Raw genomic sequence first — 376 nt, 5'->3', positions numbered from 1 at the left:
ATCGTTAAGATAACCAATATTGGTATCACCCTTAAGGAACCACAACAACTCGTGGATAATCGAGCGCAAATGACACTTCTTGGTGGTCACTAAGGGAAACCCTTCTTGCAAATTAAAGCGCATTTGATAGCCGAATACACTCAGGGTGCCGGTACCGGTCCGGTCTTCTTTTTTGGTGCCATGCTCTTTCACATGGCGCATTAAATCTAAATATTGCTTCATAGTATTAGCTTGGTTGTTGTGAGCCGTGTTTCTCTGTGCTGTTGTTATGCTGGTATGCCCAATACATCAGCCCAGCACCCACGATAATCATCGGCAAGGATAAAATTTGCCCCATGGAAATAAAGTCTGCAAACAGGCCTAAATGAGCGTCAGG

At 44.4% G+C, this 376-nt stretch carries 1 protein-coding gene and 1 pseudogene; both read right to left on the bottom strand.

All coding sequences use genetic code 11. From position 1 onward, the window contains the following. The coding region (gene thyA / locus CWC14_RS19060; RefSeq protein WP_138564427.1) for a thymidylate synthase at window positions 1-222 on the bottom strand (222 nt) is incomplete at its 3' end. A gap of 4 nt (window positions 223-226) precedes the next feature. Next, a pseudogene (locus tag CWC14_RS19890) lies at window positions 227-376 on the bottom strand (prolipoprotein diacylglyceryl transferase); the annotation flags it as partial.

Origin of the sequence: Pseudoalteromonas sp. S3260 (genome assembly GCF_005886925.1) — a bacterium.
Classification (GTDB): Bacteria; Pseudomonadota; Gammaproteobacteria; order Enterobacterales; family Alteromonadaceae; genus Pseudoalteromonas; species Pseudoalteromonas tetraodonis.
The sequence above is the reverse complement of the archived record's forward strand: the minus strand, read 5'-3'. Positions and strand labels throughout refer to the sequence as shown.